The sequence below is a fragment of the Cupriavidus sp. 21MJTG02-4 genome (genome assembly GCF_057798975.1).
The window spans coordinates 230,234-253,238 of record NZ_JBYOJP010000004.1 but is presented as its reverse complement, the minus strand read 5'-3'; the positions used below and the strand labels follow the sequence as shown (position 1 = coordinate 253,238).

Genomic DNA, 23,005 nt, shown 5'->3' with positions numbered 1-23,005 from the left:
GCTCGCCCCATGACGGAAGCCAGCCGGTCCGAACATGCCGACGATACCCGCACCGCCCTGTCGAGTGCCACGATCCGCCGCGCCTTCCTGGACCATGTGTTCCACACCCAGGGCAAGCCGCCGGAGCATGCCAGCCAGAACGACCTCTACCAGGCGCTCGCGCATACGGTGCGCGACCGGCTCGTGCAGCGCTGGATCAGCACCGCCGAGGCCTACCTTGACCAGCCGTCGCGCACCGTCGCCTACCTGTCCGCCGAGTTCCTGATGGGCCCGCACCTCGGCAACAACCTGATCAACCTGGGCATCTACAGCGAGGTGGAGGCCGCGATGCAGGCGCTCGGGCTGAACCTGGAGCAGATTCTCGCGCAGGAGATCGAGCCCGGGCTCGGCAACGGCGGCCTGGGGCGGCTGGCCGCCTGCTTCATGGATTCGCTGGCCACGCTGGAGATCCCGGCGCTGGGCTACGGTATCCGCTACGAATACGGCATCTTCCAGCAGGCCATCATCGACGGCATGCAGGTCGAGAAGACCGATAGCTGGCTGCGCCATGGCAACCCGTGGGAGATCCAGCGCTCGGAATGGGCGGTGCAGGTGCGCCTGGGCGGCCATACCGAGCACTACACCGACGACCGCGGGCACTATCGCGTGCGCTGGGTGCCGGCCAAGACGGTGGTGGGCGTGCCGTTCGATTCGCCGATCCTCGGCTACCGCGTCAATACCGTCAACACGCTGCGGCTGTGGCGCGCCGATGCCACCGAGGCGTTCGACTTCCCGACCTTCAATCGCGGCGACTACCTTGGCGCGGTCAGCAAGAAGATCACCTCGGAAAACCTGACCAAGGTGCTTTATCCGAACGACGAGACCGAACAGGGCAAGGAGCTGCGGCTGGAACAGCAGTACTTCTTCGTCGCGTGCTCGCTGCAGGACATGCTGCGCCTGCTGGCGGCCGACCGCATGCCGGTGTCGCGCTTCCACGAAAAATTCGCGGTCCAGCTCAACGACACGCACCCAGCGGTCGGCATTGCCGAGCTGATGCGCCTGCTCGTGGACGAGCATGACCTGCCCTGGGAAGAGGCCTGGGACGTCACGCGCCGCGCCTTCGCGTATACGAACCACACGCTGTTGCCCGAAGCACTGGAGCAATGGCCGCTGCCATTGTTCGGCCGCGTGCTGCCGCGCCATCTCGAAATCATCTTCGAGATCAACACGCGCTTCCTGGAAGCGGTCCGCATCCGCTTCTATGGCGACGACTCGCGCCTTGCGCGCCTGTCGCTGATCAACGAGCATGGCGAGCGGCATGTGCGCATGGCGCACCTGGCATGCGTCGGCAGTCACGCCATCAATGGCGTGGCGGAACTGCACTCGCGCCTGATGCGCGAAGACGTGCTCAAGGACTTCCACGACATGTGGCCGGAGAAATTCACCAGCATCACCAACGGTGTCACGCCGCGTCGCTGGCTGGCATTGTCGAACCCGCGCCTGTCGCGGCTGGTGACCGATGCCATCGGCGAGGGCTGGGTCACCGACCTGGAGCGGCTGCGCGTGCTGGAGCCCTTCGCCGACGACGCGGGGTTCCGCGAGCAATGGCAGGCCGTGCGGCACGCCAACAAGGTGACGCTGGCCGAACTGGTGCGCGACAGCACGGGCGTGGTCATCGACCCGTCGTCGATGTTCGACGTCATGGTCAAGCGCATCCACGAGTACAAGCGCCAGCACCTGGCCGTGCTGCATATCATCGCGCTCTATCACAGGATCAAGTCCGCCCCCAATCTCGACCTGGCGCCACGCACGTTCCTGTTCGCCGGCAAGGCCGCGCCGGGCTACCAGTATGCCAAGCTGATGATCCGCTTCATCACCAGCGTGGCCGACGTCGTGAACCGCGACCCGCAGGTGCGGGACCGGCTCAAGGTGGTATTCCTGCCCAACTTCAACGTCACCTACGGTCAACGCATCTATCCGGCCGCGGACCTGTCGGAGCAGATTTCGCTGGCCGGCAAGGAAGCGTCGGGCACCGGCAACATGAAGCTCGCCATGAACGGCGCGCTGACCATCGGCACCATGGACGGCGCCAATATCGAGTTGTGCAATGCCGTCGGCACCGACAATTTCTTCGGCTTCGGGCTGACCGCCCCCGAGGTCTACGCCCTGCGCGCGGCGGGCTACGATCCGGCGCTCTACTACCACCGCAATCCTGAACTGCGCGCGGTGATCGACCTGATCGAGCAGGGCTTCTTCTCGCATGGCGATCCCGCGGTCTTCCGTCAGCTGTTCGACGGGCATCCGCGGCATGACCCGTACCTGCTGCTGGCTGATTTCGACGCTTATATCGCCTGCCAGCAGCGCGTCTGCGAAAACTATATGCAGCCGCAGCGCTGGCAGCGCATGTCGGTGCTGTCGTGTGCGCGCTCCGGGCACTTCTCGTCGGACCGTGCCATCCGCGAGTACTGCGAACAGATCTGGAAGGTCAGGTCCGTGCCGGTTCACCTGCTGCACCGCGCCAGCGGCACGCGGCCGCATGCGGACGGCCGCATGCATGCCGCGGACAAGGACCGTTAGCGCCATGCAGGTTCTACAAGGCCGCGCGCGGATGCGCCTCCCGACCATGCAACGGCAAGCCCGCCGCGCGGCCTGCCGCGCCCCCTGGCCTGGCATGGACTTCGCAACGCCGAAGCGATGCCCAGGCGCCTGCTGCCTTCCGCCTTCCACAAACGGTCCGCGCCCTTCCGGCCACCACTGTCTGGAGCTGATCTTGAACCCGCATTCGTTTTTCCTCGGAACCGGTGCCACCTCGGCAACGCCCCGGCTGTCGCCGCTGGACAGCTTTTCGGCTGGCGCACCGCAGGTGCCCGCGGCCAACGACGATCCGCACGGCTATGCGTTTGGCCCGGTATGGCTGCCCGAGGGCCGCATCGGTTTCCGGCTGTGGGCACCGGACGCCGCCCAGCGTGGCGAGTCGGTGCGGCTGGAGATCGCGGGCATGGGGCCGGTGCACATGACGCCAGGCGGTGACGGCTGGTTCAGCGCCGTCGTGCCGTGCGGCAATGGCACCCGCTACTGGTTCCGGCTCGATGACGGCACGGCCTTTCCCGATCCGGCTTCGCGATGGCAGCCCGGCGACGTGCATGGTCCCAGTGTCGCGTGCCAGCCCAAGGCCGTCACCTATCCGTGGACGTGCCCGGACTGGCGCGGGCGGCCGTGGCACGAGGCCGTGATCTGCGAGCTTCACGTTGGCCTGTGCGGCGGCTACACGGGCGCCATGCAGCAACTGCAGCGGCTATCGGCACTCGGGTTCACCGCCGTGGAACTGATGCCGCTCGCCGAGTTCCCCGGCGCACGCAACTGGGGCTATGACGGCGTGCTGCCGTTTGCGCCCGAATCCGGCTATGGCACGCCGGACCAGTTGCGCGCGCTGGTGGATCATGCGCACGGCCTTGGCATGATGGTGCTGCTCGACGTGGTCTATAACCACTTCGGACCTGAAGGCAACTACCTGCACCACTATGCGAGCGCCTTCTTCCGGGACGACCGGACGACGCCGTGGGGACCCGCGATCGATTTCCGACGTCCGGAAGTGCGCCGCTTCTTTACCGAGAACGCGCGCTACTGGCTGGAAGAATTCCGCTTTGACGGCCTGCGCCTGGACGCCGTGCATGCCATCGACGACGAAGGCTGGCTGACGACGCTGCCGTCGGACCTGCGCGCATCGCCGGGCGTGGCCGGGCGCCATGTCCATCTCGTGCTGGAGAACGACCACAACGACACGTCGCGCCTTTCGGCCGGGTTCGATGCCCAGTGGAATGATGACGCGCACCATGCGATGCATGTGCTGCTGACCGGCGAGCACGACGGCTACTATCGCGACTACGCCGCAGAGCCCCGGCGCGACGGCCCGTCGAGCCTGTCTTCGCCGCTGCGGCACCTGGCCCGCGTACTGGCCGAAGGCTTCGCCTACCAGGGCGAAGTGTCGCCGTTCCGCTCGGCCGCCGGAGATTCGCGCGCGCCGGTCCGGCGCGGCCAGCCCAGCGGCCACCTGCCGCCCACGGCCTTTGTCTCGTTCCTGCAGAACCACGACCAGATCGGCAACCGCGCCTTCGGCGAGCGGCTAGCCACGCTGGCCGACGCCGATGCGCTGCGCGCCGCGGTGGCGCTGCAGCTGCTCTGCCCGCAGGTGCCGCTGGTGTTCATGGGCGAGGAATGCGGGGCGCAGACGCCGTTCTACTATTTCACCAGCCATCCGCCGGCACTGGCCGAGGCCGTGCGCCAGGGGCGCAGGCAGGAGTTCGCCAGCGTGGCGGCGTTCGGCGACGAGGCGCGGGCGCAGGAGATCCCCGATCCCAACGACCCGGCAACGTTCGAAGCCTCGCGACCGCCGATGGACATCGAGAACGACTGGTCCCGCTACTATCGCCGGCTGCTTGCGATCCGCCAGGAATGGCTCATGCACCGGCTGCCGCGCGCCCGCAGCGCGGGCGTCGACGTGCTGGGACGCGCCGCGCTGCGCGCACGCTGGCGCCTGGGCGACGGCGCATGCCTGTCGATCTGGCTGAACCTTGGCCGGCAGGCCGTGACCTGCCAGCCGCCAGCGCCCGTCTACGCCATGCTTCACGAAACCGCCGTTGGCCACGCCGATGCGCTGGCCAGCGGATCGCTGCCCGCGCTGAGCTGCATCGCCGTGCTGTCCGGCCACGGCAAGCCAGGCCATGGCGTCGACGTCAGCGCCCGCTGACCGGACTGCGGAGCCAGGCGCGCCAGGCGCGACGTTAGCGCCGCGCGCCACCGCGCGCCTGCAACTGCACCCTGGCTTCACGCTCGCGGACGCAGTGGGCGTGGTCGGCTACTACGCGGCGCTCGGCGTCAGCCACCTCTATCTCTCGCCGGTGTGCGAGGCGCGGCCGGGCTCCACGCACGGCTATGACGTCACCGATTTCACGCGTGTGCGCGCCGAGCTTGGCGGCGAGACCGCGCTGCGTGCGCTGGCCCATCGCGCGCGGGCCGCCGGTCTCGGGCTGATCCTCGACATCGTGCCCAACCACATGGCCGCCGACGCGACGCACAACGCGTGGTGGCGCGACGTGCTGGCGTACGGGCAGGACAGTCCACACGCCGCCTGCTTCGATATCGACTGGCAGCCGCCCGATCCGACGCTTCATGGCAAGGTGCTGGTACCCGTGCTCGGGCAGCCATACTGGGAAACGCTATCGCGCGGCGATCTGCGCGTGACCCCGGCAGCGGGGAGCGATACGCCAACGCTGCGCTACTTCGAGCACGATTTTCCGTTGGCCCCCGACGACGTCCTCAACAACGCCGCGGACCGTCCGGACTGGTTCGATGCCACGCACGGTGCCGGCCGCGACCGCCTGCATGCCTTGCTGGAGCGCCAGCACTACCGCCTGGCCTGGTGGCGCACGGCGGCAACGGCGCTCAACCGGCGGCGCTTCTTCGAGATCAGCGACCTGGTCGGCATCCGGCAGGAAGACGAGGCCGTTTTCGCCGCTACGCATGCACTGGTCTTCCGCTTGCTGCGCGAAGGCCTGATCGATGGCGTGCGGGTCGATCACGTCGACGGACTCGCCGACCCCGCGGCCTATTGCCGCCAGCTGCGTGCACGCCTGGATGCGCATGCGGCCCATCGGCCCTGCGCGCCCGCCCGCGCGCGCCCATGGCTGGTGGTCGAGAAAATCCTGGCCCCGGGCGAGATCCTGCCCGCCGACTGGGAAGTCGACGGCACCACCGGCTATGACTTCATGGATCAGGTCAGCGGCGTGCTGCACACCGAGGCCGGCGCCGTCCCGCTTGCGGCGTTGTGGCTACGGGCCGGCGGCCGGCCCGCGAGCTATCCGGCCGCCTTCGCCGATGCGCGCCGCCAGATCCTGCAGCATCACCTGGTCGCGGAGCTCGAAGGCGCCTGCGCGCGTCTGCACGCTTGCGCGGCGGGCGCGCCCTCCACGCGTGACCTGACCCGGCCAGCGCTGCGGCAGGCATTGGCCGCGCTGCTGGAAGTCATCCCCGTCTATCGGACATACCTCGACGGCGCACCTTCGTGCCGTGACGCTGCCGCGCTTCATGCCGAACAGGCAATGCTCGACACGGCATCCCGTAACGCCCGGGCCACGCTCGCACCGGAACAGGCAGCGGCGCTCGACTTCATCCTGGCCTGCCTGCACACCGCTGGGCCAGTCGCCAGCGCGCCGGCGCAGGCGCGGCGCCGTGTGCAGCAACTGATGCCGGCGCTAGCCGCCAAGGCTGGCGAAGACACCGCGTTCTACCGCTACGGGCCGCTGCTGTCGCGCAACGAGGTCGGCAGCCATCCAGCTGTGCTGGCCCTCTCGCCGGAAGACTTCCATGCCGCCATGGCCGTGCGGCGCCGGACGTTTCCGCATGCGATGCTGGCAACCGCGACGCATGATCACAAGCGTGGCGAAGACGCGCGCATGCGCCTGGCCGTGTTGAGCGAGCTGCCGCAGGAGTGGGCCGCAGCCGTGCACGCCTGCGAGGCCGATGGCGCGCGGCTGCTGGCGTCGCTGCCGCGCGCTCCGGACCCTGCCGACCGGTTGATGCTGTACCAGACGCTGGTCGGCGCCTGGCCCATGCAGGCCGATGCGCTGGCGCGCCCTGAGGCGATGGCGGCATTCCTGCAGCGCATCGGGCAGTGGCAGCGCAAAGCCATTCGCGAAGCCAAGCTGCACGGCAACTGGACTCAACCGGACCCCGGCTACGAAGACGTTTGCGACGCCTTCCTCCACGGGCTTGCCGCGGACTGGCCGCATGGCGGCCCGCTGGTGTCGATCGGCCGGTTCGCGACACGCGCTGCCCCGGCCGGCGCCATGAACAGCCTTGCGCAGGCCTTGATCCAGCTCACGGCGCCGGGCGTGCCGGACCGCTACCAGGGTTGCGAAGACTGGGACCTGAGCCTGGTCGATCCGGACAACCGCCGGCCGCCCGACTATGGGCGCCTGCAGGCGCAACTCGACGACGGCGGCGCGGGATGGGACGCATGGCTGCCGCACTGGCGGGACGGGCGTGTGAAACAGCAACTATTGCGGCACGTGCTGGCGGCACGCCGTGCGCAGCCAGCGCTGTTCCTGGAGGGCGACTACCAGCCGCGCTTGGCGCAGGGTCCGCTGGCGGACCATGTGCTCGCCTTTGCGCGCACGCTTGGCGGCCGCGAAGCGTTGACCGTGGTATCACGCCTTGGCGCTGCAGTCATCGGAAATGACCTGCCCCGCATCCCGCCGGCCCGTTGGGACCACACCTCGCTCGATGTGGGCAAGCGGCCGTTGGCAAGCCGGGTGGATGTCCTGACAGGACAAACTCTCATGGCCGGGAAGGACGGCACGCTGCCGCTGCGCGAAGTGCTTGCCGGGCTGCCTGTGGCACTGCTGCTGCAGCAGGCCTAGCGGTACAGGCGCTGCCCTTCACAAGGCGCGCGCGATACCCGGCGTGCGCTGGCGAGCGAGGGGCGTGAGCGGTGGGTCCGCCCGCGCCTCGGTGGGCGATGCGCCCTGCTGCTGCGGCAGGTACGGCCGGATCACCAGCGCCACGTAGTCGTCCTCCTTCGGCGTGACGACGATGTACGCCAGGCCCGACATCACCAGGCCAACCTCGCCGAGTTCGGTGGAGATGCGTGCGACGATGAAGCGTTGCAGCAAGCGCGGATCGATCGAGTTGTCGATCGCCAGGGCCGCTGTGCAGATGGTCAGGAAGCAGCGCTCCACTTCCTGGCAGACCACTACCACCTCGTCGAGCGCATAGCCGGACTGGCTTGCGCGCACCAGCACCGAGACACCTGTGCTTGGCGCGGCCCGGTGCCAACCCGATTTGACCTTGAAGGAAGGAAGCGTCAGCCCCGAGCCAGTGTCATGCGCGACGGTGTTGAAGCGCTGCGAGAAGGCCGACGGCGTCATGGCAAGCAGTTGCCGCTCGACCGGAGTCGACGACACCGCCACGGACGAGGCGAGAACAAGGGAAGACAGGACGGCGGCCAGATGCATAGCTTCCTCCCAATCGGTGAGCCGCTTTTTCCCCCGGGCCGGCCGCCTGGACGTCACCCCGCGAACGTTCAAGGCCAGCATCGTTCTTCACTATAGACGCGGCTGCACGCAATTGCCGCGCCACATCCGGGGGCGCCGCGCGTCGGCGCCACCACCTTCCTGCCGCCTGTCCCGACGCCCATGCAGTTTCTTCAGCCGCGGTAAAAAGTACTGCAGCGCTGCGGCGTTCGCGCCATCTGGGCGAGCGCCTGCGTTGTAGTTGGCGCAGGAATGAAGCTTGCAGAGATAGGGGCAAGGGCCGGCCCGGTGCCGGGTCATGCGGCCGTGGCCGCGGCTGTCGCTGCATGTCGCCTGGAGCACGGGCTGCCCGTCATCCGGAGGACTCGCCATGAACACATGTCTGCGCGCCAAGCTTGCCACGCCAGCCGTTGCAGCCGCGCTGCTGTTCGCCGGCAGCGCTATCCAGGCCGCGCCTACCGATCCGGTCGCAGTGCCCTCATCGCCTGGCCGGACCGCCGAACCCCGTGACACCCAGGCCAGCAGTGACCGTGACATCACCACGGAAGTCCGGGCGCGGCTGGCGTCAAGCCGGGCCATCGACCCCGCCAATATCCGCGTCAGCACGACCGACGGCGTGGTGCGGCTCGAGGGCACTGTGCGCGACGACGCGCAACGCGCGCGGGTAATGGACATGGCTCGCGGCGTCCGCGGCGTCACCGCGGTATCCGATGAAATGAAGGCCCGCACCGACCACTTTTGAGGAGGCCAGCGACAATGCATACGCACCGTCAGCACGAGCACGACAACCAGCATGACCTGAAGCGGTCCACCCACAAGGGTCCCGATGTCGACCATGAGCGCGGCAAGCCCGGCCGTGAGCCCCGCCGCAACGTGGAACGCGAGCATGACGTTCCCGACGAAAACGGCGAGCCGCCGTCAGTGCGTCGCGGTGGCAATCCCGAAGCCAAGGAGCCGCCGGTCGAGAACACCTGAACATCTGAAATCTGAAAGCAACCGGAGAGCAGGATGAGCAAGACCGTACGAACCGGAGGACGCGCCGACAAGCGGGCGTCCGCGGCGTCACGCCCGCAACCCGGCAGCGCCCCCAGCGCGTCCACGCGCGCGCGCAATGAGGAACGCAAGCGCAGCGACGCGCGCAGTTCCAGGGAGGCCAGGGAGGCGACGGGCGGCAATGTGCCCAGCACGCTCGACCCTGACCTGACCGAGCCGGCCGAGGATATCGACGCCGAACTGAAGCAGATCGACCATGATCGCCATGAGCCGCCCGACGAAGAAGCGCTTCCCGAGGAACTGATCAGCGAAGACGTCGAGCGAGCGGTGGAGCGCCTGCCCGCTGACGTACCGGTCGACAAGGCCGACCGCACCGACGAACGTGAGGAGCGTCCGCCTTCGCCACCGAAAATCGGCTAGATAAAAGTAAAAGCGCCCCGGCATCGCCGGGGCGCTTCAGTGATGGCTTCAGGTCGAGTGAAAACGGCCTACTCCGACGCCAGCATGCCGTAGCGGTGCACGTGGATATGGTTTCGCACATCGCGTACGCCGAACACCGACTCCGCAACGTCTTCAATCTCGTACTTGCTGCGCCGGTCGTTCACCGTGCCCTCCATCGTCACCACGCCGTCGTGGACATGGACCGTTACTTCGCTCACATCGAGCCCGTGTTCATGCGCGAGCCGCGTGCACACATCGTCGTGGATGCGGTCATCGGCGCGCTGATAGTTGCGCGGGCCTTCGCCGCGGCGGTATCCCGGGTCGCCGCGCCCGTACTGGCGGCGTTGGCGCTCCCGCTCGCGTTGTTCATCGATCCCGCACTGGAGATAGCGGCCCGGCTCCTGGCGCGGATCAAGGCGGGCATCCTCGTACTGGTGGCGCATGGGAGCCCCGTACCGGGGTCTGTTCCACCCTTCGGCATATTCGCCGCCCCACCACCGCTCATCGCGCATGCCTTCCTGCCGGTCCTCCATGCCACGCCCGGCTTCGCGCGGCAACCGCTCTTCAGGGTTGCCATGCTGTGCGGACAGATGGCGCATGCGTTCGCTGCGCGCATGCGCCGGCAAATTGCTGTAGCCCTGCTCATTGCTGCCGTACTTGCGCTGGGCCGGCCTGCGCAGGTAATCGTCATCGCCGCGCGGGAAGTCGTCATCACGGCGGCGATCGGGATAATCGCTTCGTCTCATTGGTTGATCTCCTTTGCCTGCGCCGGCGCCATGGCAATGATTTCAAGCAGCGGTAAGAACGACCACGTGAGGCGGCGACGCGTCAGCGGCCGCCCCGGGACACTCAGGCCCCGTCCAGGAAGTTGCTTGGGCGCCCCATGGGCCGGCCAAGGTCCGGGCTGATCCACTGCGCGCCGTTGCCATACGGGTCAGGCATCCGCTGCTGCATGGTGCCCGGCATATTGACGTCTGGTTGCATCGGCATGGCGCCAGGCTGTGCCGGCATGGTGGAAGGCTGCGATTCGGGAGCCAGGTCCTGGCGCGTCGTCGCATTGGTGCCCTGCGTATAAGGATCGAACTTGTCGCCTACGCGTGCGCCCTGCGTATAGGGGTCGCGCGGCGCTGCGGGCGTCTGTGCCATGGCAGGAATCGCCGCCGCGGCGAGCACCGCGGCCCATAAGGCGCGGCTCGGTCGTAGATGCTTCATGGTTACCTCCGTTCGCGTGCAACAGTGCGCGCGTGTCGCCTTTCTCTAGCGAAAGGCATGCCCGGCGCGGAGGTGAAGTGGTGCAAGTGGTGCACCTAATCCGGAAGCAGAACCCGGAACTGTCTCGACAGGGCCGCCGGACGACCCTGTCGAGGCATCGGCATGCCGGCTTTCAGCCGACGCTGGCGCGTGCCGGCTCCTCGGTACGTGCCAGCACGGGCACCAGCGCCGCCCCGGTGTGGCTGGCGGGCAGGCGCGACAGCGACTCCGGATCGGTCGCGCCGACAATGGTGCCGCCGCCTGCGCCGCCTTCGGGGCCCAGGTCGATGATCCAGTCGGCCTCGGCGATCACGTCGAGGTCATGCTCGATCACCACCACGCTGTGACCACCGTCGGTGAGCCGGTGCAGCACGCGGATCAGGCGCGCCACGTCGGCCATGTGAAGGCCTACGGTCGGCTCGTCCAGTACGTACAGCGTATGGGGCGCCTTCTGCCCGCGCCGCGTGATGTCATCGCGCACCTTGCTCAGTTCCGTGACCAGCTTGATGCGCTGCGCTTCGCCCCCCGACAGCGTGGGGGACGGCTGGCCGAGCGTCAGGTAGCCCAGGCCCACGTCCTTCATCAGCTGCAGCGGATGAGCGATGTTCGACATCGCGGAGAAAAACTCCACCGCTTCGTCGATCTCCATCGTCAGCACTTCGCCGATGTTCTTGCCGCGCCAGGTCACGGCCAGGGTCTCGGGGTTGAAGCGCTGGCCGTGGCAGACATCGCATGGCACCTTGACGTCCGGCAGGAAGCTCATGCCGATGGTGCGCACGCCCTGGCCCTCGCAGGCCGGGCACCGGCCGTCGCCCGTATTGAACGAGAAGCGCGACGCGGTGTAGCCGCGCGCACGCGCTTCCAGCGTGTCGGCGAACAGGCGGCGAATGGTGTCCCACACACCGATATACGTGGCCGGACACGAGCGCGGCGTCTTGCCAATGGGGGTCTGGTCGACCTCCAGCACGCGGTCGATCGATTCCCAACCCGTGATCGCGTCGCAGCCGTACCAGTCGTGCTCGACCTTCAGCGCCTTCTTCTCTGTCCGGGCGCCCTTGGCGCCGGCCGCCTGCTGCGCGGCATTGCGTGCGCGGCGCGTGGCCGGCGACGACATCACCGAACGGCCCACCGCATCGAGCAGGTTGGTCATCAGCACATCGCGCGCCAAGGTAGACTTGCCCGAACCGCTGACGCCGGTGATCGCGACCAGGCGCGCCAGCGGAACGCGCGCCGTGACATCGCGCAGGTTGTGCAGCGACGCCCCGTGGACGGTCAGCCATTCGGGCGGATCGGCGGGCTTGCCGGCCGCGCCGGGCCTGACCGTGCGCCGCGCCTGCAGCGGATGGACCATGGGCCGGGCCAGGAACTGCCCTGTGGTGGAATCCGCGGCGGCGGCCAGGTCCGCCACACCGCCCTGCGCCACCAGCGTGCCGCCACGCTTGCCCGCGCCCGGACCGATATCGATGATGTGGTCGGCACGACGGATGGTGTCTTCGTCGTGCTCCACGACCACCAGCGTATTGCCCTTGTCGCCGAGCTTGCGCAGCGCATCGAGCAGGATCTTGTTGTCGCGCGGGTGCAGGCCGATGGTCGGTTCGTCCAGCACATAGCACACCCCCTGCAAGTTGCTGCCGAGCTGCGCGGCCAGGCGGATGCGCTGTGCCTCGCCGCCGGACAGGCTCGGCGCGGCACGGTCCAGGCTCAGGTAGCCAAGCCCGACTTCCTCCAGGAACTGCAGGCGGCTGCCGATCTCGCTGATGACATCGCGCGCAATGTCGGCGTCGCGTCCGGTGAGGCGCAGGCCATCGACCCAGCGGCGGGTGTCCGACACCGTCCACTGCGCCACGTCGACAATCGCGTTCTCGTCGAACGTCACGGCGCGCGCGACCAGGTTCAGGCGCGTACCGTGGCAGTCCGGGCATGGGGTATCGCCCACGCCTTCCGGCTCCTGCTCCTCGGACGGCAGGCTCTGCTCGCGGCCGCGGTCATCGCCGGCCAGTACGGTGTCGTCGAACACCGCGCGCTGCTCGCGCGTGAGCGTCAGGCCCGTGCCCACGCAGGTGGTGCACCAGCCATGCTTGCTGTTGTACGAGAACATGCGCGGGTCCAGCTCGGGGTAGCTGGTGCCGCAGACGGGGCAGGCGCGCCTGGTCGAGAATACCTTGACCTCGCCCACATGCGCGGTGCCGTCGCCGCCATGCATGGCGTCGTGCAGGCCGTCGAGCGGCGCCAGCAGGTGCATCACGCCCTTGCCGGCTTCGAGCGCTTGCGCGAGCAAGGCGCGCAACTGCCCTTCGTTGTCGGGCGAAATCACCAGGTCGCCCACGGGCAGCTCGATGGTGTGCTCGCGGAAGCGGTCCAGACGTGGCCATGGATCGACCGGCAGGAATTCGCCGTCCACGCGCAGGTGCGTGTTGCCGCGCGCCTTCGCCCATTTGGCAAGATCCGTATAGACGCCCTTGCGGTTCACCACCAGCGGCGCGAGGAAGCCGACATGCTCGCCGCGATGGTCGCGCAGAAGCTGAGCCGCGATGGAGTCAGGACTTTGCGAGGTCACTGGCGCGCCGTCATGCACGCAGTGCTGAATGCCCAGCTTCACATACAGCAAGCGCAGGAAGTGCCAGACTTCCGACGTGGTCGCGACCGTGCTCTTGCGGCCGCCGCGCGACAGGCGCTGCTCGATCGCAACGGTCGGCGGAATGCCGTAGACCGCATCGACCTCCGGGCGGCCCGCCGGCTGCACGATCGAACGCGCATAGGCATTGAGCGACTCCAGGTAGCGGCGCTGCCCTTCGTGGAACAGGATGTCGAACGCGAGCGTCGACTTGCCCGAACCCGACACGCCTGTCACCACGTTGAACTTGCCGTGCGGAATATCGACGTTGAGCGATTTCAGGTTATGTTCGTGCGCGTTGACGATGCGCACCACGTCCTCGCCTTCGATCACGCGGCGTGCGCGCCGGGCCTGCAGTGCGGCTTGCAGCGGCACGCCGTCGCTTTCGGCGCGCTCGGCGGCCAGCGTCCCGGCCTCGCCCAGCGCGGCGTCGTAGTGGATCAGCGCCTGGCCGGTATGCGACTCCGCGCAGCCCTTGACATCGTCCGGCGTGCCCGTGCAGACCACCCGGCCGCCGGCATCGCCACCTTCCGGGCCGAGGTCGATCAGCCAGTCGGCGGCGCGGACCACGTCAAGGTTGTGCTCGATCACCACCAGCGAGTGGCCGCCGTCCAGCAGCTTGCCGAACGCGCGCATCAGCTTGGCGATGTCGTCGAAATGGAGGCCCGTGGTGGGCTCGTCGAACATGAACAGGCGCTTGGGCGATGTGTCAGGACGGATCACCCGGCCCTTGGGCTGCGCCGCCTGCGCGGCTTCGGCCAGGAAGCCCGCGAGCTTGAGGCGCTGCGCCTCGCCGCCCGACAGCGTCGGCACGGGCTGGCCGAGCTTCACGTACTCGAGGCCGACATCGACGATGGGTTGCAGCACGCGCAGCACCGCCGCGTCGCCGGCGAAATAGGTGGCGGCCTCGGACACGGTCAGTTCGAGCACGTCGGCCACGCTCAGCGCGCGCGGCGGCTGCCCCGGCACGGTGCGCTCGATCTTCACCTCCAGCACTTCGGGACGGTAGCGGGTGCCGTCGCAATCCGGGCAGCGCAGGTAGACGTCGCTGAGGAATTGCATCTCGACGTGCTCGAAGCCCGAGCCGCCGCAGGTCGGGCAGCGCCCGTCGCCCGAGTTAAAGCTGAAGGTGCCGGCCGTATAGCTGCGCTGTATCGCCATCGGCGCCTTGGCGAAGATCTTCCGGATCTCGTCGAATGCGCCCACGTAGCTGGCCGGATTGGAACGCGCGGTCTTGCCGATCGGCGACTGGTCGACGAACACCACGTCATCGACGAGGTCCGCGCCACGCAGCGCGCGGTGCGCGCCGGGCGATTCCGTGGCCTTGCCGAAATGGCGCGCCATGGCGGGATACAGCACGTCCTGCAGCAGCGTGGATTTGCCCGAACCGGACACGCCTGTCACGCACACCAGCCGCTGCAGGGGGATGTCCACCGTCACGTCCTGCAGGTTGTGCTCGGTCGCGCCTTCCAGCACGATGCGCGGCACGGTGTCATCCACCGGGCGACGCTGCCAGTGCGAAGCGTCGGCCACGCGCTTGCGTCCGCCCAGGTAGTCGCCGGTGAGCGTGCCCGCGGCGCGGATGTCCTTGGGCGTGCCATCGAAGATGATGGTGCCACCACGTTCGCCCGGGCCGGGGCCCATGTCGATCAGTCGGTCGGCGGCCAGCATCACCGACGGGTCGTGTTCGACCACCACGAGCGTGTTGCCGGCATCGCGCAGGCGGTGCATGGCCCCGACAATGCGGTTCAGGTCGCGCGGGTGCAGGCCGATGCTAGGCTCGTCCAGCACGAACAGCGTGTTGACCAGCGAGGTGCCGAGTGCCGTGGTCAGGTTGATGCGCTGGACCTCGCCGCCGGACAGCGTGCGGCTCTGGCGGTCGAGCGTCAGGTAGCCCAGGCCCACGTCGCACAAATACCTAAGTCGTGTGCGGACTTCGGCCAGCAGCAGCTTGAGCGCATCGTCGAGCATGCTGCTCGATAGCGTCAGGTCATCGAAGAAACGGCGGATGCGCGCGATCGGCATCAGCATCAGGTCATGCACGGTCAGGCCGGGCAATGCCTCGAGCTGCGTGCGGTCCCAGTCCACGCCGCGCGGCAGGAAGCGCCGGTCCGGCGCCAGCACGGTGTCGGCATTGTCCTTCGAGCCCAGCCGCCACAGCAGCGATTCGGTCTTCAGGCGCGCGCCGCCACAGGTTTCGCACGGCGTGTAGCTGCGGTACTTGGACAGCAGCACGCGGATATGCATCTTGTACGCCTTGGACTCCAGGTAGCTGAAGAAGCGCATGACGCCGTACCACTGCTTGTTCCACTGGCCATTCCAGTCGGGCGAGCCATGCACGACCCAGTGACGCTGGGCATCGGTCAGCTCCGACCACGGCGTGTCGCGCGGGATGTCGGCCTTGATGGCGTAGCGCATCAGGTCGTCCTGGCACTCCTTCCACGCCGGCGTCTGCATCGGCTTGATGGCGCCCTGGCGCAGGCTTTTGCGCACGTCCGGAATGACCAGCCCGAGGTCCACGCCGATCACGCGGCCAAACCCGCGGCAGGTCTCGCAGGCCCCATAGGCGGAGTTGAACGAGAACAGCGCCGGCTGCGGATCGGCATAGCGCAAGTCGCTGTCGGGGCTGTGCAGCCCAGTGGAAAAGCGCCAGATGGGGCCCTCGCCTTCCTCGGCCAGGACATAGATGTTGACGCGGCCGCCGCCACGCCGCAGCGAGGCTTCGATCGCTTCCACCGCGCGCTCCTTTTCGACCGACCCGATGCGGAAGCGATCGGCCACCACGTCGAGCATCTTGCGCGTCCCGGTCGGCGATTCGACCACGCGCTGCGCCTGCACGCGCGTATAGCCGCTGACCGACAGCCATTGCTGGACTTCCTCTTCGGTGGTCGACTCCGGCAGCTCGACCGGGAACGTCACGACCAGGCGCGCATCGTGGTGCGGCTGGCCGTCGGCCGTGCGGGAGAGCAGTTCCGCATAGATCGTTTCCGGCGAATCGTGCCGCACGGGCTGTGCGGTCTGCCGGTCGAACAGTTCCGCGGCGCGCGCATAGAGCAGCTTCAGGTGGTCGTTCAGCTCGGTCATCGTCCCGACCGTCGAGCGCGAACTGCGCACCGGGTTGGTCTGGTCGATCGCAATGGCCGGCGGGACGCCATCCACGCGCTCCACCTGCGGACGGTCCATGCGGTCGAGGAACTGGCGCGCGTAGGCGCTGAACGTTTCCACGTAGCGCCGCTGGCCCTCCGCATAGAGTGTGTCGAACACCAGGCTGGACTTGCCCGACCCGGAGGGGCCGGTCACCACAGTCATCTCGCCGGGGCGGAGATCGAGGTCGACATCCTTGAGGTTGTGCTGGCGGGCGCCCCGAATACGGATCAGCTGCTTGCTCGACACGTTTTTCTCTTTTGGATCAAATAGTTAGTCGGCCAACGGGCGTGCCGGGCCGCGCGAGAAAAATACCTTAGCACAGCGGTGGGCGAGCGCATGCACGCCCTTTCGGGGCCACTCCAAGCTCGCGGAACCCGCGCCGCCCAACCACTGTATATCCATACAGTTTAACACTCTGGAAAGGAACAAGACACGCTTCTTGCGGCATCAGCGGAAAGCACTATCGTGACGTCATCGACAACTCGGTGCGTTTCGTTTATTGCGAATTTCGTTTGTTTCGAATAGAGTGTGTGGGCTGCCGCTGAAACCTACGAGATTCCGAAAATGACCGCCAACCTGACTACCATGAGCCTTCCCGGAGAAAAGGAAGTCCAGGCCGCCGGACTGGGCCAGCGCATGCTGGCCGCCTACCTGGCGACCGGCTTCGATATTCAGAAGATCCAGATCTTCGACGACAGGAATGAACCCCATCAGATCGAGTTGCCGACCACCGCGCTCCGGCTGCTGGTGGATATCCTGGCTCAACTGGCCGACGGCAACGCCGTGCAGGTCGTTCCGGTTCATGCGGAACTGACCACCCAGGAAGCGGCCGATCTGCTCAATGTCTCGCGGCCGTACCTGGTCAAACTGCTTGAAGACGGCGCGCTGCCCTTCCACAAGACCGGCAAGCACCGGCGAGTGCGTTTTCACGACCTGATGGAGTACAAGCAAAAACGCGATCGGGTCAGTACCGATGCAATGACCGAGCTCGCGGCACAGGCACAAGCATTGGGAATGGGCTACGAGTGAGGCATTCCACATTTACGGTCTTGTACGATGCCTGCGTCCTCTACCCGGCGCCGCTGCGCGATTTGCTCGTTTGGCTGGCGCTTTCGGGGCGCTTCCGCGCGCGCTGGACCGCGCGCATCCATGAGGAATGGAAACGCAATCTGCTGAAGAACCGGCCGGAGTCGCGCAGCCAGCTCTCAAGCTATCTGGAAACCTTGCTAAGGCAAGGCCTGCCGCGCACGGTGCGCGGTGTGCAACCCTACGGGCCAACCTTGCAGCCGGCCCGGCGCAATGCTCAGTCCAGCAAATGTCCCATCCGTGACCGCTTGGTCGCCAGGTATTTTTCGTTTTCGGCGTTGGCAGGGACGATATGCCGCAACTGCTCTTTCACGACGATGCCGGCCTTCTCGAGTGCATCGGCCTTGAGGGGGTTATTGCTCATCAGGCGCACGGACTTCACGCCCCACTGGTGCAGCAGGTCGGCGGCGAACGCATAGTTGCGTGCGTCGATGGCCTGGCCGAGTGCCAGGTTGGCGTCGACCGTATCGAGCCCGGTGTCTTGCAGCGCGTAGGCGCGGATCTTCTCGGCCAGGCCGATGCCACGGCCTTCGTGTCCACGCAGGTACAGCAGGATGCCGCGCCCTTCGGCGGCGATCTTCTCCATCGCCAGTTCCAGTTGTGGGCCGCAATCGCAGCGACAGGATCCGAACACGTCACCGGTCAGGCACTCCGAATGCATGCGGATCAGCACATCTTCGCCCGTGATGTCTCCCACGCTGAGGGCAAGGTGCTCGGTGCCCGAATCTACGCCCTTGAAGGCGTGTGCGGTGAATTCGCCGAATCGGGTGGGCAGGCGCGCCGAATCGATCAGCGTAATTTCTGTGTCGTTCATACCGGTATTCAAGGAAATCAGGGGCCGGCCAGGCCGGCGCCGCTCGATATTATGAGCGGAATTGTATCTTGGCGCTTGCCGACGGCGCCCACAGGCGCTTTGAACGCCTTGTTCAGAAGCCTGCAATGGCCTGATCCATGTGGCCGGAATCGGCCTATGGCGCGACGGATGGCTCTCTTTTCAAGGTGCGCAATATGAAGGTCGAATGGCTGTGGCGCAGCCCCGGCAGCTTGTAGAGCTTGTGCCGCAGGAACTCCTCATACCCCTCGGTGCCGGCCACGGCTACCTTGATCAGGTAGTCATACTCGCCCGTCAGCAGATGGGCCTCCAGCACTTCCGGCAATTCGGCCAGCGCCTTGCCGAAACGGTCGAACATTTCGTCGTCATGGCGCTCCAGCGTGACCTCGATCAGGACCGTATCCGGCAGGCCCAGCGCCTTCTGGTTCAGCAGCGCCGCATAGCCTTCGATCACGCCGCTTTCCTCCAGCGCGCGCACGCGGTTCCAGCACGGCGTGGCGGACAGGCCAACCTGCTCCGCGAGCCTGGCATTCGACAACCGGCCATCGCGCCGCAATTCGCGCAGGATGCGGCGGTCGATTTCGTCGAGCTTGGGGACAGATGGCACGGAATATCTCCATAAAAGGGATCATCTTTTGGGTATTCTATTTCATGAAGATGATTCTTCTCCATAAGTCGCCATTTTGCAGGAATTTCAGAAGCTCATTTTGCCGGCCGGCTGGTAAATTTACCTGACCGATACCCTTGCTTCCCACGTCACATGCCCGCCACCTCACGACCGACCCTGCAACTCGATCTCCGCCTGAGCGACGATGATCTGCTTGGCGCCATGGAATGGGTCCTGGCCAATGCGCGCCGCACTGGCCTGTCCCTGCAGCAGTTGCAATTTGATGCCTCCGCCCGGCATCGGGCAAATGCCACGCTGACCGCGGCCGATGCCGACCTGCTGCACCTCTTCGTCCGACGCCTTGGCAACGGCATGGACGTGGAGGTCTTGACGGCGGATTTCGGGGACGACGAACCCGGCGACTACGCCGCCGTCCCGGCTACCTTCGCATCCGCCCTGGCCCTGCACGCCTGACTTGCCGCTTCAAACCGGCAGCAACTCGATGCCGTCCAGTTGGGCGGCGCAGATATCCCGGACGATCGACACGAAGTCCGCCACATAGGGCCGCTGCGAGATGGCGGCCGGAACCGTGGCGTACAACTCGCTCCACAGCCCTTTCGTCCCAATGCGTTTGGCCAGCACGTAATCGTGGTCGACGTAGTTCTTCACGCCCCAGTTCGGCAACGCCGCCACGCCGCGCCGGCTGGCGACCAGTTGAAGCACGGCCACGGTCAGCTCGGCGGTACGCCGCTGCAGGTGGATTCCCGCCGGTTCCAGCACCTCGCGGATCAGGTCGATACGCGCCTCGGGCACCGGATAGGTGATCAGCGTCTCACCCTCCAGGTCGGCCGCCTCGATACGCCGCTTGTTGCGCAGCCGATGCTCGTTGGCCAGCACGGCCAGGATCTCGAAGCGGAACAGCGGCGCGACTTCCAGACCGCGTCGCGTCGCCGGCATGGAGCCGATCACCATGTCGGCCCGCCCTTCGCCCAGCAAGGCGATCGGATCCGCGTGAAAGCCCGCCACGAGGTCGACTTCCACTTCCGGCCAGCGCCGGCGGAACTCGTCCATCACCGGCATCAGCCAGTCAAAGCAGGTGTGGCACTCCAGCACTACCCGCAGCTCGCCTCGTGTATCGCCCTTGAGCCGCTCGATATCGCGATCGGCTGCACTGACGGCGGCCAGCACCTCGCGCGCCAGCGCCAGCAGGCGTTCGCCCGCTGGCGTGAAGCGCAGCCCCTGGCGCGTGCGGTCGAACAGCGGCAGCCCGTAGTGCGCCTCGATCGCCTTGATCTGGTGGGACAGCGCCGACTGGCTCACGTGCACGCGCTCGGCGGCTGTCGCCAGCTTGCCCGATTCCGCGATCGCCACCAGCGAGCGGAAATGCCTGACCTCGATCACCGCTGGCCCCTTGCGCCGGCAAGCTGCCGGCTCCTGATATGAAATAGATTCATACTTTGTTTAAAACATGTCGCTTGATTCATTTTACGGTGAAACCGACACTGTGCGCCAGACAAGACCTTTGGGAGCATCGTCATGGCACGCACACACATCCTTGGATTTCCGCGCATTGGCGCGCGCCGAGAACTGAAATTCGCACAGGAATCGTTCTGGCGCGGCGAAAGCACGGAAGCGGACCTGCGCACGGTGGCGGCCACGCTGCGCAGCCGCCACTGGCAACTGCAGGCGGACAGCGGCCTGGACACGGTCGCCACGGGCGACTTCGCGTACTACGACCAGATGCTGAGCCTGACTACGCTGCTTGGCGCGCTGCCGCGCCGCTTCGGCTTTGATGCGGCCGGCCTGACGCTGGCCCAGTACTTTGAACTGGCCCGTGGCAACCGCGAGCAGCCGGCGATGGAAATGACCAAGTGGTTCGATACGAACTATCACTACCTGGTGCCCGAACTGGACTCGGCCACCCGCTTCGACGGCGGCCCTGACTGGTTCTTCGAGGAGATTGAAGAAGCGCTGGCGCTTGGCCTGAAGGCGCGGCCGGTGCTGATCGGGCCGGTCACCTATTTGTGGCTGTCCAAGACGCATGAAGCGGGGTTCGGCAAGCTGTCGCTGCTGCCGCAACTGGCGCAGGCCTACCAGCGCATTCTTGCCCGCCTGAAGGCCCGTGGCATCGAGTGGGTGCAGATCGACGAGCCGGCGCTGAGCCTGGACCTCGACGCGGACTGGCTGAACGCCTTTGACCAGGCCTACGCCTTGCTGGCCCAATCCGGCGTGAAGCTGCTGCTGGCCACCTATTTCGACAGCGCGGCCGATCATGCCGCCCGCGCGGCCACGCTGCCCGTGCAAGGCTTCCATATCGACCTGGTACGCGCACCGGCCCAGCTCGACGCCTGGCGCCAGGCGCTTCCCGCCAATGCCGTGCTGTCCGTCGGCGTGATCGACGGCCGCAATATCTGGCGTACCGACCTGCGCCGTGCGCTCGACACGCTGCGGCCGTTGCACGCCGAACTGGGCGAGCGCCTGTGGGTCGCGCCGTCGTGCTCCCTGCTGCATGTGCCGGTATCGCTCGAACATGAAGTGCGCCTCGATGCCGAGCTGAAATCGTGGCTGGCCTTTGCCACGGAGAAGCTTGGCGAACTGCGCGTGCTGGGCACGGCGCTGAACCAGGGCGAGGCCACCGTCGCCGCCCACCTCGATGCATCGGCCGCGGTCCAGGCTTCGCGCCGCCAGTCGCGCCGCGTGGTCAATCCGCGTGTGCAGCAGCGCCTGGCCGCAGTCACGCCTGACATGGCCGAGCGCGCCAGTCCGTTCGATGCGCGTATCGAACGCCAGCGCCCGTCCCTGCAACTGCCGCTGCTGCCCACCACCACGATCGGCTCGTTCCCGCAGACCGCCGCCATCCGCCAGACCCGTGCAGCGTTCAAGCGCGGCGACATCGGTGCGCTGGAGTACTTGCAGCGCATCCGTGGCGACATCGAGTTGGCCGTGCGCAAGCAGGAAGCGCTGGGCCTGGACGTGCTGGTCCACGGCGAAGCCGAGCGCAACGACATGGTCGAATACTTCGGCGAGCAGCTGTGCGGCTACGCCTTCACGGAAAACGGATGGGTGCAGAGCTACGGCTCGCGCTGCGTCAAGCCGCCCGTCATCTACGGCGACGTGTACCGTCCCGAGCCGATGACCGTGGACACGGCGCGCTATGCCCAGTCGCTGACCGACCGCCCGATGAAAGGCATGCTGACCGGCCCGGTCACCATGCTGCAGTGGTCGTTCGTGCGCGACGACCAGCCGCGTGCCGATACCGCGCGCCAGCTGGCACTGGCGATCCGCGACGAGGTGTGCGACCTGGAGCAGGCCGGCATCCGCGTGATCCAGATCGACGAGCCGGCGCTGCGCGAGGGCCTGCCGCTGCGCCGCGCCGACTGGGATGCCTACCTGGCCTGGGCAGTAAATGCCTTCCGGCTGTCGGCAGCTGGCGTGGCGGACCAGACCCAGATCCACACCCATATGTGCTATGCGGAGTTCAATGACATCCTGCCGTCGATCGCTGCCATGGACGCGGACGTGATCACTATCGAGACCTCGCGCTCAGCCATGGAACTGCTGGAAGGGTTCGGCGATTTCGATTACCCGAACGAGATCGGACCGGGCGTCTATGACATCCACTCGCCCCGCGTACCGTCGGTGGAGGCCATGGAAACGCTGCTCGACCGCGCCTGCGAAGTCGTGCCGCCGCAGCGCCTGTGGGTCAACCCCGACTGCGGATTGAAGACGCGCGGCTGGGAAGAAACCGAGGCCGCGCTGGCCAATATGGTGTCGGCGGCCCGCAAGCTGCGCAGCCGCCTGGCCGGCCACGACGCACCGGCATGGCAGCGCGTATCGCGCCAGCAGGCGGTGCCGGCGGCACATCGTCACAGCGCGGACTGCGGCTGCAACGCGCGTGCGGCCTGAGCGCCGCCCGGCCCCGGACTGTGACCGCGGCGCCGCCTGTGCGGCGCTGTGTCACATAGCCGTAGCGGCCCGTGCTCCGTATCCTTGCCGGCTGTCGAATTACACTCAGAGCACCGGCG

The 23,005-nt window shown here is 67.1% G+C and carries 16 protein-coding genes and 1 pseudogene; 10 read left to right on the top strand and 7 right to left on the bottom strand.

The annotated features are described in order from the left end of the window. Nucleotides 1–9: 9 nt before the first annotated feature. From AC3FKH_RS10495 to treY, 3 genes are all read left to right on the top strand, one after another. On the top strand, nucleotides 10–2,556 hold the full coding sequence (locus AC3FKH_RS10495; protein ID WP_488675271.1) for a glycogen/starch/alpha-glucan phosphorylase: 2,547 nt from the start codon (nucleotides 10–12) through the stop codon (nucleotides 2,554–2,556). Between the two features lie 193 nt (nucleotides 2,557–2,749). After that, nucleotides 2,750–4,726 (top strand): malto-oligosyltrehalose trehalohydrolase, encoded by a 1,977-nt coding sequence (gene treZ, locus AC3FKH_RS10490; protein WP_488675270.1) that lies wholly within the window; start codon nucleotides 2,750–2,752, stop codon nucleotides 4,724–4,726. Next, nucleotides 4,701–7,397, top strand: coding sequence for a malto-oligosyltrehalose synthase (treY, locus tag AC3FKH_RS10485; protein WP_488675268.1), 2,697 nt, complete (start codon nucleotides 4,701–4,703; stop codon nucleotides 7,395–7,397). Before treZ ends, treY begins: the two co-directional genes overlap by 26 nt. 18 nt (nucleotides 7,398–7,415) lie before the next feature. Here treY and AC3FKH_RS10480 read toward each other — a convergent pair whose 3' ends face one another. Next, nucleotides 7,416–7,991, bottom strand: a complete 576-nt coding sequence (locus tag AC3FKH_RS10480; RefSeq protein ID WP_488675266.1) for a malto-oligosyltrehalose synthase — start codon at nucleotides 7,989–7,991, stop codon at nucleotides 7,416–7,418. Between the two features lie 388 nt (nucleotides 7,992–8,379). Between AC3FKH_RS10480 and AC3FKH_RS10475 the strand changes: the two genes are divergently transcribed. From AC3FKH_RS10475 to AC3FKH_RS10465, 3 genes are read left to right on the top strand one after another with little or no spacing between them, the layout of a single operon-like run. Continuing rightward, the gene (locus tag AC3FKH_RS10475) at nucleotides 8,380–8,751 is read left to right on the top strand and encodes a BON domain-containing protein (RefSeq protein ID WP_488675265.1); all 372 of its coding nucleotides are present in this window, start codon (nucleotides 8,380–8,382) and stop codon (nucleotides 8,749–8,751) included. A 14-nt stretch (nucleotides 8,752–8,765) separates the two neighbouring features. Continuing rightward, nucleotides 8,766–8,984: a hypothetical protein gene (locus tag AC3FKH_RS10470; protein WP_488675263.1), complete on the top strand. Its 219-nt coding sequence runs from the start codon at nucleotides 8,766–8,768 to the stop codon at nucleotides 8,982–8,984. A 33-nt stretch (nucleotides 8,985–9,017) separates the two neighbouring features. Next, complete coding sequence (locus tag AC3FKH_RS10465; protein WP_488675261.1) at nucleotides 9,018–9,422, top strand: hypothetical protein; 405 nt, start codon at nucleotides 9,018–9,020, stop codon at nucleotides 9,420–9,422. Between the two features lie 68 nt (nucleotides 9,423–9,490). On the opposite strand, the gene AC3FKH_RS10460 is transcribed toward AC3FKH_RS10465, so the two are convergent. The 3 genes from AC3FKH_RS10460 to uvrA all read right to left on the bottom strand — a co-directional run bounded on the left by AC3FKH_RS10460 (nucleotide 9,491) and on the right by uvrA (nucleotide 16,701). Beyond that, nucleotides 9,491–10,189 (bottom strand): BON domain-containing protein, encoded by a 699-nt coding sequence (locus AC3FKH_RS10460; RefSeq protein ID WP_488675259.1) that lies wholly within the window; start codon nucleotides 10,187–10,189, stop codon nucleotides 9,491–9,493. Between the two features lie 103 nt (nucleotides 10,190–10,292). Further along, nucleotides 10,293–10,655, bottom strand: coding sequence for an endonuclease (locus AC3FKH_RS10455; RefSeq protein WP_488675257.1), 363 nt, complete (start codon nucleotides 10,653–10,655; stop codon nucleotides 10,293–10,295). 172 nt (nucleotides 10,656–10,827) lie between these two features. Then, nucleotides 10,828–16,701: an excinuclease ABC subunit UvrA gene (gene uvrA / locus AC3FKH_RS10450; protein WP_488675255.1), complete on the bottom strand. Its 5,874-nt coding sequence runs from the start codon at nucleotides 16,699–16,701 to the stop codon at nucleotides 10,828–10,830. 318 nt (nucleotides 16,702–17,019) lie between these two features. Between uvrA and AC3FKH_RS10445 the strand changes: the two genes are divergently transcribed. Together AC3FKH_RS10445 and AC3FKH_RS10440 are read left to right on the top strand one after the other, a co-directional pair. Continuing rightward, nucleotides 17,020–17,484: a helix-turn-helix domain-containing protein gene (locus tag AC3FKH_RS10445; protein WP_488675253.1), complete on the top strand. Its 465-nt coding sequence runs from the start codon at nucleotides 17,020–17,022 to the stop codon at nucleotides 17,482–17,484. Next, nucleotides 17,481–17,657, top strand: a pseudogene (locus tag AC3FKH_RS10440) (PIN domain-containing protein); the annotation flags it as partial. The gene AC3FKH_RS10445 and the pseudogene AC3FKH_RS10440, both read left to right, overlap by 4 nt. Nucleotides 17,658–17,758: 101 nt before the next feature. Here the strand turns inward: AC3FKH_RS10440 and ribA are convergent. Then, the gene (gene ribA / locus AC3FKH_RS10435) at nucleotides 17,759–18,355 is read right to left on the bottom strand and encodes a GTP cyclohydrolase II (protein WP_483714250.1); all 597 of its coding nucleotides are present in this window, start codon (nucleotides 18,353–18,355) and stop codon (nucleotides 17,759–17,761) included. A gap of 154 nt (nucleotides 18,356–18,509) precedes the next feature. Next, a complete protein-coding gene (locus AC3FKH_RS10430) occupies nucleotides 18,510–18,980 on the bottom strand; it encodes an Lrp/AsnC family transcriptional regulator (protein ID WP_488675251.1) in 471 nt (156 codons plus the stop codon). A gap of 153 nt (nucleotides 18,981–19,133) precedes the next feature. On the opposite strand from AC3FKH_RS10430, the gene AC3FKH_RS10425 reads away from it, so the two are divergent. Beyond that, on the top strand, nucleotides 19,134–19,454 hold the full coding sequence (locus AC3FKH_RS10425; RefSeq protein ID WP_488675249.1) for an AsnC family transcriptional regulator: 321 nt from the start codon (nucleotides 19,134–19,136) through the stop codon (nucleotides 19,452–19,454). 9 nt (nucleotides 19,455–19,463) lie between these two features. Here AC3FKH_RS10425 and AC3FKH_RS10420 read toward each other — a convergent pair whose 3' ends face one another. Beyond that, on the bottom strand, nucleotides 19,464–20,381 hold the full coding sequence (locus AC3FKH_RS10420; RefSeq protein ID WP_488675247.1) for a LysR family transcriptional regulator: 918 nt from the start codon (nucleotides 20,379–20,381) through the stop codon (nucleotides 19,464–19,466). Nucleotides 20,382–20,516: 135 nt separating this feature from the next. On the opposite strand from AC3FKH_RS10420, the gene metE reads away from it, so the two are divergent. Continuing rightward, a complete protein-coding gene (metE, locus tag AC3FKH_RS10415; RefSeq protein WP_488675246.1) occupies nucleotides 20,517–22,886 on the top strand; it encodes a 5-methyltetrahydropteroyltriglutamate--homocysteine S-methyltransferase in 2,370 nt (789 codons plus the stop codon). Nucleotides 22,887–23,005: the final 119 nt, after the last annotated feature.

Excerpts from the sequence above, each read along its gene's own strand:
- AC3FKH_RS10495 (WP_488675271.1), top strand. The coding sequence starts at position 10 with ATGACGGAAGCCAGCCGGTCCGAACATGCCGACGATACCCGCACCGCC.
- treY (WP_488675268.1), top strand. The coding sequence starts at position 4,701 with ATGGCGTCGACGTCAGCGCCCGCTGACCGGACTGCGGAGCCAGGCGCG.
- AC3FKH_RS10480 (WP_488675266.1), bottom strand. The coding sequence starts at position 7,991 with ATGCATCTGGCCGCCGTCCTGTCTTCCCTTGTTCTCGCCTCGTCCGTG.
- AC3FKH_RS10475 (WP_488675265.1), top strand. The coding sequence starts at position 8,380 with ATGAACACATGTCTGCGCGCCAAGCTTGCCACGCCAGCCGTTGCAGCC.
- AC3FKH_RS10470 (WP_488675263.1), top strand. The coding sequence starts at position 8,766 with ATGCATACGCACCGTCAGCACGAGCACGACAACCAGCATGACCTGAAG.
- AC3FKH_RS10465 (WP_488675261.1), top strand. The coding sequence starts at position 9,018 with ATGAGCAAGACCGTACGAACCGGAGGACGCGCCGACAAGCGGGCGTCC.
- AC3FKH_RS10460 (WP_488675259.1), bottom strand. The coding sequence starts at position 10,189 with ATGAGACGAAGCGATTATCCCGATCGCCGCCGTGATGACGACTTCCCG.
- AC3FKH_RS10455 (WP_488675257.1), bottom strand. The coding sequence starts at position 10,655 with ATGAAGCATCTACGACCGAGCCGCGCCTTATGGGCCGCGGTGCTCGCC.
- AC3FKH_RS10445 (WP_488675253.1), top strand. The coding sequence starts at position 17,020 with ATGACCGCCAACCTGACTACCATGAGCCTTCCCGGAGAAAAGGAAGTC.
- ribA (WP_483714250.1), bottom strand. The coding sequence starts at position 18,355 with ATGAACGACACAGAAATTACGCTGATCGATTCGGCGCGCCTGCCCACC.
- AC3FKH_RS10425 (WP_488675249.1), top strand. The coding sequence starts at position 19,134 with ATGCCCGCCACCTCACGACCGACCCTGCAACTCGATCTCCGCCTGAGC.
- metE (WP_488675246.1), top strand. The coding sequence starts at position 20,517 with ATGGCACGCACACACATCCTTGGATTTCCGCGCATTGGCGCGCGCCGA.